This window comes from Brachybacterium paraconglomeratum (assembly GCF_003994255.1).
GTDB classification, from domain to species: domain Bacteria; phylum Actinomycetota; class Actinomycetes; order Actinomycetales; family Dermabacteraceae; genus Brachybacterium; species Brachybacterium conglomeratum.
In genome coordinates this window covers 157,258-164,765 of the sequence record NZ_ML133858.1, presented here as the reverse complement: position 1 = coordinate 164,765, position 7,508 = coordinate 157,258, and the positions used below count along the sequence as shown (strand labels likewise).

The 7,508-nt window shown below is 71.0% G+C and carries 6 protein-coding genes; all 6 read left to right on the top strand.

Features of this window, described 5'->3' with window-relative positions:
- Positions 1–38 precede the first annotated feature (38 nt).
- The gene (locus DS079_RS12980) at positions 39–749 is read left to right on the top strand and encodes an FHA domain-containing protein (RefSeq protein WP_126988291.1); all 711 of its coding nucleotides are present in this window, start codon (positions 39–41) and stop codon (positions 747–749) included.
- Between the two features lie 96 nt (positions 750–845).
- The gene (locus tag DS079_RS12975) at positions 846–5,312 is read left to right on the top strand and encodes an FtsK/SpoIIIE domain-containing protein (protein ID WP_126988290.1); all 4,467 of its coding nucleotides are present in this window, start codon (positions 846–848) and stop codon (positions 5,310–5,312) included.
- 210 nt (positions 5,313–5,522) lie between these two features.
- On the top strand, positions 5,523–5,789 hold the full coding sequence (locus tag DS079_RS12970) for a WXG100 family type VII secretion target (protein ID WP_126988289.1): 267 nt from the start codon (positions 5,523–5,525) through the stop codon (positions 5,787–5,789).
- 120 nt (positions 5,790–5,909) lie between these two features.
- On the top strand, positions 5,910–6,404 hold the full coding sequence (locus DS079_RS12965; protein ID WP_126988288.1) for a hypothetical protein: 495 nt from the start codon (positions 5,910–5,912) through the stop codon (positions 6,402–6,404).
- 328 nt (positions 6,405–6,732) lie between these two features.
- Positions 6,733–6,993 (top strand): hypothetical protein, encoded by a 261-nt coding sequence (locus tag DS079_RS12960; protein ID WP_157998631.1) that lies wholly within the window; start codon positions 6,733–6,735, stop codon positions 6,991–6,993.
- A gap of 80 nt (positions 6,994–7,073) precedes the next feature.
- Positions 7,074–7,343: a hypothetical protein gene (locus tag DS079_RS12955; RefSeq protein ID WP_126988287.1), complete on the top strand. Its 270-nt coding sequence runs from the start codon at positions 7,074–7,076 to the stop codon at positions 7,341–7,343.
- The last annotated feature ends 165 nt before the right edge of the window (positions 7,344–7,508 follow it).

The following is a 7,508-nucleotide window of genomic DNA, read 5'->3' as shown; positions in this document are numbered from 1 at the left end:
CGCGCCCACCGGCCCCGACACACAGGAGAGCAGTGACCATGGCATCGACGATCTCGGTCGAGTTCTGCGGCGAGTGGTACCGCGTCGAGGACGGGGAGGAGCTCACGATCGGTCGCGAGGCGGACCTCACGATCGACGAGAACAACCCCTTCCTCCACCGACGCTTCCTGACGATCGTGCAGGTCGAGTCGATGTGGTGGCTGGTGAACATCGGGGCGCGGCTCTCGGCGACGATCACCGACGGCACCGGCTCGATGCAGGCCTGGCTCGCGCCCGGCGCGCGCATCCCGCTCGTCTTCGACGTGACCAAGGTGGTCTTCACCGCCGGCCCCACCACCTACGACCTGTCCGTGCACGCGGAGTCCCCGGAGTTCGCGCGGATCGCAGGCCCCGACGACCCGGCGGGGGAGACCACCGTCGGCTCCGTCCAGCTGACCCCGAGCCAGAAGCTGCTGATCCTCGCGCTCGCCGAGCCGATGCTCACCCGCGAGGGCTCCGGAATGAGCTCGGTGCCCACCTCGGCGCAGGCCTCGAAGCGCCTGGGCTGGCAGCTGACGAAGTTCAACCGCAAGCTCGACAACGTCTGCGACAAGCTCGACCGGCTCGGGGTGCGAGGGCTGCGCGGCGGGCCCGGCAAGCTCGCCTCCAACCGACGGGCCCGCCTCGTCGAGCACGCCGTCTTCTCACGGCTGGTGACGAGCGAGGACCTGCCGCTGCTGGACCAGTCCCAGGACGAGGACGACGAGTAGGCCGCCCCGCCGGGGATCGAGCCGGACGGACGGAGCCGATCCCCGACGCGGGGATCAGGACGGCGGGCGAGGGGCCCGCCAGGGGGAGGAGACCAGATGCGCATCAAGCTCACGCTGCGCAGGCCCGAGGACCGGCTGACCGATCTGGAGGTGACCGCGGACGCGACCGCGACCGTCGCCGACGTCGCGAACGCCCTGTACCTCGCCGACCCGCTGCGCAGCGAGGTCGAGCCGCCCGACGGGCTGACCCTCCAGGTCCAGGACCCCGGTGCCGGACCCGGCGCGAACGGCGTGCGCTCCCTGGACCGCTCGATCGACCTGATCCAGGCCGGTCTGCGCTCCGGCAGCATCGTCTCCATCGCCCGCTCCTCGAGCGAGTACGCCACCCGCTCCGAGTCCCGCGGCGCCGCGGTCGCACTGATGCGCGTCCTCTCCGGCCCCGAGTCGGGACGCGAGTACCCGCTGCCCTCGGGGTCCAGCGTGATCGGGCGCGAGGGCGATCTCGACATCCGCATCGCCGACCCGATGCTCTCCAAGCGCCACGCCCGCATCAACGTCGGCGACACCATCGAGATCGTCGACCTGCACTCCTCCAACGGCGTGGTGATCGGCGGCGAGCAGGTCCAGCGCGCCGTGATCGGCCCTTCGGACACGGTGCTGATCGGCGGGACCACCTTCTCGGTGATCCTCCTGCACCGCCTCGGCGGCACCGCCCCCAGCTCCCCGGTGGTCGAGTTCAACCGGTCCCCGCGCGTGGTGCCGCGCTTCCCCTACCGACCGCTGAAGGCGCCGACGCCGCCGAAGGAGCCGAACCCCCAGTTCTTCCCGATCTTCATGATGTTCGCCCCGCTCCTCATGGGCGGCTTCATGTTCTCGCTGACCCGCAGCCCCTTCTCGCTCATGTTCGTGTTCATGATGCCGATGATGGCGACGGCCGGGTATCTCAACCGCAAGTTCCAGCAGAAGAAGATGCTCGAGCGGCAGATCGCGAACTTCGAGGAGGGACTCGCCTCCCTCAAGCGCCGCGTCACCGCCGCCCAGGACCTCGAGCGGGCGGTGCGTCTGGTCGAGGCGCCCTCGGCCGCGGACACCGTCGACGCGGCCTTCCGCCTCGGGCGTCTGCTGTGGACGCATCGCCCCGAGCACAACGCCTTCGGCACCGTGCGCCTGGGACTGGGCATCGCGGAGTCCCGGGTGGGCATCGACATGCCCGGCGAGAACGATGCCATCCCGAAGTACTACGACATGCTCGACGACATGCACGAGGAGTACAAGATGATCGCCGGCGTGCCGGTGGTCGCGGAGCTGAGGTACGCGGGCAACCTCGGCGTCGCCGGCGGCGGCGAGGAGGCCGACGGGGTCGCCCGCGGCATCGTCACCCAGCTCTTCGCCCTGCACTCCCCGGCGGAGATCGCGCTGGCCGCGATCACCTCCCGCTCCAGCCGCGACATGTGGCAGTGGCTGAAGTGGCTGCCGCACACCTCCAGCCCGCACTCCCCGCTGCCCGGCGACCACCTCGCCGACACCCCCGGTCGCGGCACCTCCCTCCTCTCGCGGATCGAGGAGCTGATCGAGCAGCGCGCCGGCGATGCGCCGCCCGCCCTGCGCACCCCGATGACCGTCGACGTCACCGAGGAGCCGCAGATCCCGCCGGAGCCGATCACCCCGAGCCTGGTGGTGATCATCGAGGACGACGCCCCCGTGGACCGGGCGCGCCTGGTGCGCATCGCCGAGCGCGGCCCCGACGTCGGCGTGCACGTGATCTGGTGCGCCGCGAACATCGCCGCGCTGCCCGCGGCCTGCCGCACCTACGTCTCCGTGGACGAGTCGATCGAGGGCGCGAGCGCCGGGCACGTGCGGGTGGGGGAGCGGTTCTACCCCGTCACCGTCGAGACCGTCTCCGTCGACGTCGCCGCCGGCGTGGCCCGCCACCTCGCGCCCGTCGTCGACGCGGGCGTCCCCGTCGACGACGACTCCGACCTCCCCCGCGCGATCTCCTATCTCAAGCTCGGCGGCATGGCGATGGCCGAGGACCCCGACCACATCATCGAGCGGTGGAAGGAGAACAACTCCCTCACCCCGCGCGACGGCTCCGAGCCCCAGCGCCGCAAGCACGACGCGAACCTCCGGGGGCTCATCGGCCACAACGGCCAGGACGCCTTCCACCTCGACCTGCGCACCAACGGCCCCCACGCCCTCGTCGGCGGCACCACCGGCGCCGGCAAGTCCGAGTTCCTGCAGGCCTGGGTGATGGGCATGGCCACCGCGCACAGCCCCGACCGGGTCACCTTCCTGTTCGTGGACTACAAGGGCGGCGCCGCCTTCGCAGATGCCGTCGACCTGCCGCACACCGTGGGCCTGGTCACCGATCTCTCCCAGCACCTGGTGCGACGCGCGCTCACCTCGCTGCGGGCGGAGCTGCACCATCGCGAGCACCTGCTGAACCGGAAGAAGGCCAAGGACCTCGTCTCCCTCGAGCGGACCGGCGACCCCGAGGCCCCGCCCAGCCTGATCATCATCGTCGACGAGTTCGCGGCGCTGGCGAAGGAGATCCCCGAGTTCGTCGACGGCGTCGTGGACGTCGCCGCACGAGGCCGCTCCCTGGGCCTGCACCTGATCCTCGCGACGCAGCGGCCCGCCGGCGTCATCAAGGACAACCTGCGCGCCAACACGAACCTCCGCATCGCGCTGCGCATGGCCGACGAGGCCGACTCCAAGGACATCCTCGGCGACAAGATGGCCGCCCACTTCGACCCCGGCATCCCGGGCCGCGCCGCGGCGAAGACCGGCCCCGGCCGCATCGCGACCTTCCAGACCGGCTACGCGGGAGGGTGGACCACCCACGAGCCCGAGCGGGCACGCATCGACATCGTCGAGAAGGACTTCGGCACCGGCGAGCAGTGGGACATCCCCTCCCCGCCGACCAAGGAGGTCAAGGACCCCGGCCCCAACGACATCTCCCGCGTCGTCGCGACGGTGAAGGCCGCCGCCGAGCGCGCCGGCGTGCCCGCGCCCCGCAAGCCGTGGCTGTCCGAGCTGGCCGACGCCTACGACCTCTCGCGCCTGCCCACGCGCCGCACCGACGAGGAGCTGCTGCTGGGGGTGATGGACGTGCCCGAGGAGCAGTCCCAGCCGACCGTCTCCTACTATCCCGATCGCGACGGCAACATGGCGATCTACGGCACCGGCGGCTCCGGCAAGTCGACCACGCTGCGCACCATCGCGATCTCCGCCGCCTCGACGGTGCGCGGCGGCCCCGTCCACGTGTACGGGCTCGACTTCGGCGCCTCGGGCCTGACCATGCTCGAGGACCTCCCGCACGTCGGCTCGATCATCGCGGGCGACGACGAGGAGCGCGTGATCCGCCTGCTGCGCACCCTGCGGGAGCTGATCGACGACCGCGCCCGCGAGTTCGCGAAGCATCGCGCCGGGTCCGTGGCCGAGTACCGGGAGCTGACCGGGAAGTCCGACACCCCGCGCGTGCTGCTGCTGGTCGACGGCATGGCCGCCTTCCGCGAGGCCTACGACTTCTCGAACCTCTCGAAGTGGTTCACCACCTTCGTGCAGATCGCGACCGACGGCCGCCAGGTGGGCGTGCACGTCATCGTCACCGGCGACCGCCCCAATGCGATCCCCACCTCGCTCGGCTCCTCGATCCAGCGCCGCCTCATCCACCGCATGGCCAGCGCCGACGACTACTCGGCCTTCGGCGAGCCCAAGGACGTCCTGGACGGCACCTCGCCCCCGGGACGCTCCATCCTCGACGGCCACGAGGTGCAGATCGCGGTGCACGGCGGCGACTCGAACGTCGCGATCCAGTCCCGCGAGGTCGCCAAGCTCGCCCAGGCGATGCGGCGCGCCGGCGTGCCCGAGGCGCCCACCATCGAGCGCCTGCCCGAGCGGGTCGAGCTCTCGACGCTCCGCCCCGTCGTCGGCGGCCGGCCCGTCCTCGGCCTGGCCGACGAGACCCTCGCCGAGATCACCTACGAGCCGCGCGGCGCCTTCATGGTCACCGGCCCCATGGGATCGGGTCGCACCACCGCGATGCTCACCATCGCCACCGGCCTCAAGGCGATGGAGAACCCCATGCGCCTGGTCCGCTTCTCCTCCCGCCGCACCCCGCTGACCGGGCTGCCCGTCTGGGACGTGGAGGCCTCCGACCCGGACACCGTGCGCGAGCTCGCCGGCCAGCTCCGCCAGACGATCGAGTCCGGCTCGGTGGGGGAGGGGCGCCTGGCCCTGTTCATCGACGGGGTCGCCGACTTCACCGGCACCGGCGTGGAGAACGACCTCGACAAGCTCATCCGCGCCAGCACCCGCGAGGGCCAGTTCGTGGTGGGCGAGAACGAGTCCGCCTCGTGGTCCCAGGCCTACGTCCTCGCCCAGCCGTTCAAGGCCGGACGGCGCGGGCTGCTGCTCCAGCCCAGCGACATGGACGGCGACTCGCTGCTCGGCACCGGACTGGGGAGGATCCGTCGGGCCGACTTCCCGGCCGGCCGCGGCTTCCTCGTCTACAGCGGTCGGGCGATGAAGCTGCAGGTCGCGCAGATCACGTCGGGCTGAGGGCCGCTCTCGGGGGCCGACGGGGAGGGGCGTCGAGCCCGCCCCTGAGGCCCCCGCGACGCGTCCGGAGGGGTGCTCCGTCCCCATGGGGACTCCTCCCCATGGTCGCCTCCGGCGGATCGCCCTACAGTGAGGGCTGTCGAGCACGCAAGAGGCCCGGTGCACCGCAGGGGGCGCAGGAGCCGGTGAACAGGAAGGGGAACCCGCATCGTGAACGCCACGAAGGGTATGAACGTCGACGAGGTCAAGCGGATGTCCGGCCAGCTGCGCGAAGCGGCCGAGGAGATCACGCGGATCGAGCAGGAGCTCACCCGGGGCCTGGAGGACGTGGACTGGACCGGCCCCGACGCGGATCGCTTCCGCGGCCAGTGGTCCGGGGAGATGGTCCCCGCGCTGCAGCAGATCATGAACGCGGTCAACGAGCTCGGCGACACCGCCGACCGCAACGCCACCGAGCAGGAGGCCACCTCCAGCTGAGGCGGTGCAGGACCGCGCCGTCACGGACGGCGACAGGGGTGGGGAGAGGCCCGGGCGGAGCACCGCTAGGGCCTCTCCCCTGCCTGGTATCTTTGTCGCGGACAGTGCCAGGGGGGACGAATGGAGCACAGCACCGTGAAGAGCATCGAGTATCCGAGCGCCGATTTCCCTGCGCCCCCTCGGGTCCGGGTCGAGGTGCCGGAGGACTGGGAGCCGCTCACGGTTCCGGGAGTGCAGCTCGCCGTCGCCCAGCCCCGCGTCGACGGGCGCTTCCGCGCGAACGTGGTCGTGACCGTGCAGCGCTTCGGACCGGAGTTCACCCTCGAGGCGGCGGGCGCCGGCCTCGAGCAGCGCAAGGCCTCCCTGCCCGAGCTCGAGGAGCTCGGCACCGGGGAGATCGAGATCGAGGGCACCACCTGGATCGCGAGCGAGTACGGCTACACCCAGCCCGGCCGCCCGACCGTGGTGCAGGCCGCGCGCTACGCCGTGATCGACCGCGGGGGCGTGGCCGCCGATGTGCTCGAGATCGTGGGCAGCTGCGGAGCGGAGAGCGCCGACGAGGAGATCGAGACCGTCCGCGCCATCCAGGACTCCCTGCAGCTGACCCTGGACTGACCCCGCCACCGCATCGTCCCCGGAGGGCGCCGGCCATCGTGGCCGGCGCCCTCCGGCCGTCCGGGGCGAGGCCGTCCGGTCGACCCTGTCGAGGTCCTCGGGACGCGACGGCGAGGCGACGGCCCGGCGAGGTGCCACGAGGCGTCGCGTGGGGAGCGGTGCACGGGGACCTCTGCCTGGGGAGTTGTCCCCATCGCCAAGGTGTGGTGGGTGGTTCTAGGGTGGTGTCATCACCTGGGGGACAGGGATCGAGGAAGTGGCCTTGGGGGTCGCGGAGGTCCGGTTCGGTGGGTGGGGATCTGATTCTTTCGACGATGTGGAGGACACCATGAAGAAGGGTATGAACCCTGAGGCTGTGGAGCAGATGGGCACCACGGCGGAGACGTCCGGCGAGGATGTCAACACCATCTACACGACGGTGCAGGGTCGTGTGACGGATTTCGACTGGACCGGTGAGGACCGCGACAAGTACGTGTCGGAGTTCGAGGGGACTCTGGGCGGTCTGGTCCAGGATGTCGTGACGCAGCTGGGCGAGTTCGCTGAGCGTGCGAAGAAGAACGCTCAGCAGCAGCGTGAGGCTTCTTCCTGATCTGCTGGGTTCTCTCGGCTTCTAGGTTTTTCTTTCTTCAGCAGTGATCTGCTCCGGGTTCGGGGCGAAAGGGGTTTGTGATGGCTTTCAAGGGTATGAATCCGGAGGAGGGGCGCGAGGTCGCTCAGGAGGTCCTCAAGGCGGGCGAGCAGGTTGTCGAGAAGGTCGACGAGGTGACGCGTCTGGTGACGTCGGTGGAGTGGGTCGGTCCGGACTACGACGCGTATGTCGAGGCGTGGAACTCGTTCGTGAACGGTCCGGTGAACAGCCTGGTCGAGGCGTTCACGGCCAAGGGTGATGAGCTGACGAACCACGCCGAGGAGCAGGACACCACCTCGAACCAGCAGTGAGCTGAGCGGTTCTTCGTCGCGCAGGCCCCGTCCCCCGTCGTGGTGGGGGCGGGGCCTTCGTGATGCCCGGGAACGCGACGGTCGGGCCCCGGCGCCCGGGGTGTGGGCCCGTGCGCCGATCGCGCCCCGGTGCCCAGCGCGTGGGGTCGAGCGCCGATCGGTCCC

Coding starts and splice junctions, on each gene's coding strand:
- DS079_RS12980 (WP_126988291.1), top strand. CDS start 39: ATGGCATCGACGATCTCGGTCGAGTTCTGCGGCGAGTGGTACCGCGTC.
- DS079_RS12975 (WP_126988290.1), top strand. CDS start 846: ATGCGCATCAAGCTCACGCTGCGCAGGCCCGAGGACCGGCTGACCGAT.
- DS079_RS12965 (WP_126988288.1), top strand. CDS start 5,910: ATGGAGCACAGCACCGTGAAGAGCATCGAGTATCCGAGCGCCGATTTC.
- DS079_RS12960 (WP_157998631.1), top strand. CDS start 6,733: ATGAAGAAGGGTATGAACCCTGAGGCTGTGGAGCAGATGGGCACCACG.
- DS079_RS12955 (WP_126988287.1), top strand. CDS start 7,074: ATGGCTTTCAAGGGTATGAATCCGGAGGAGGGGCGCGAGGTCGCTCAG.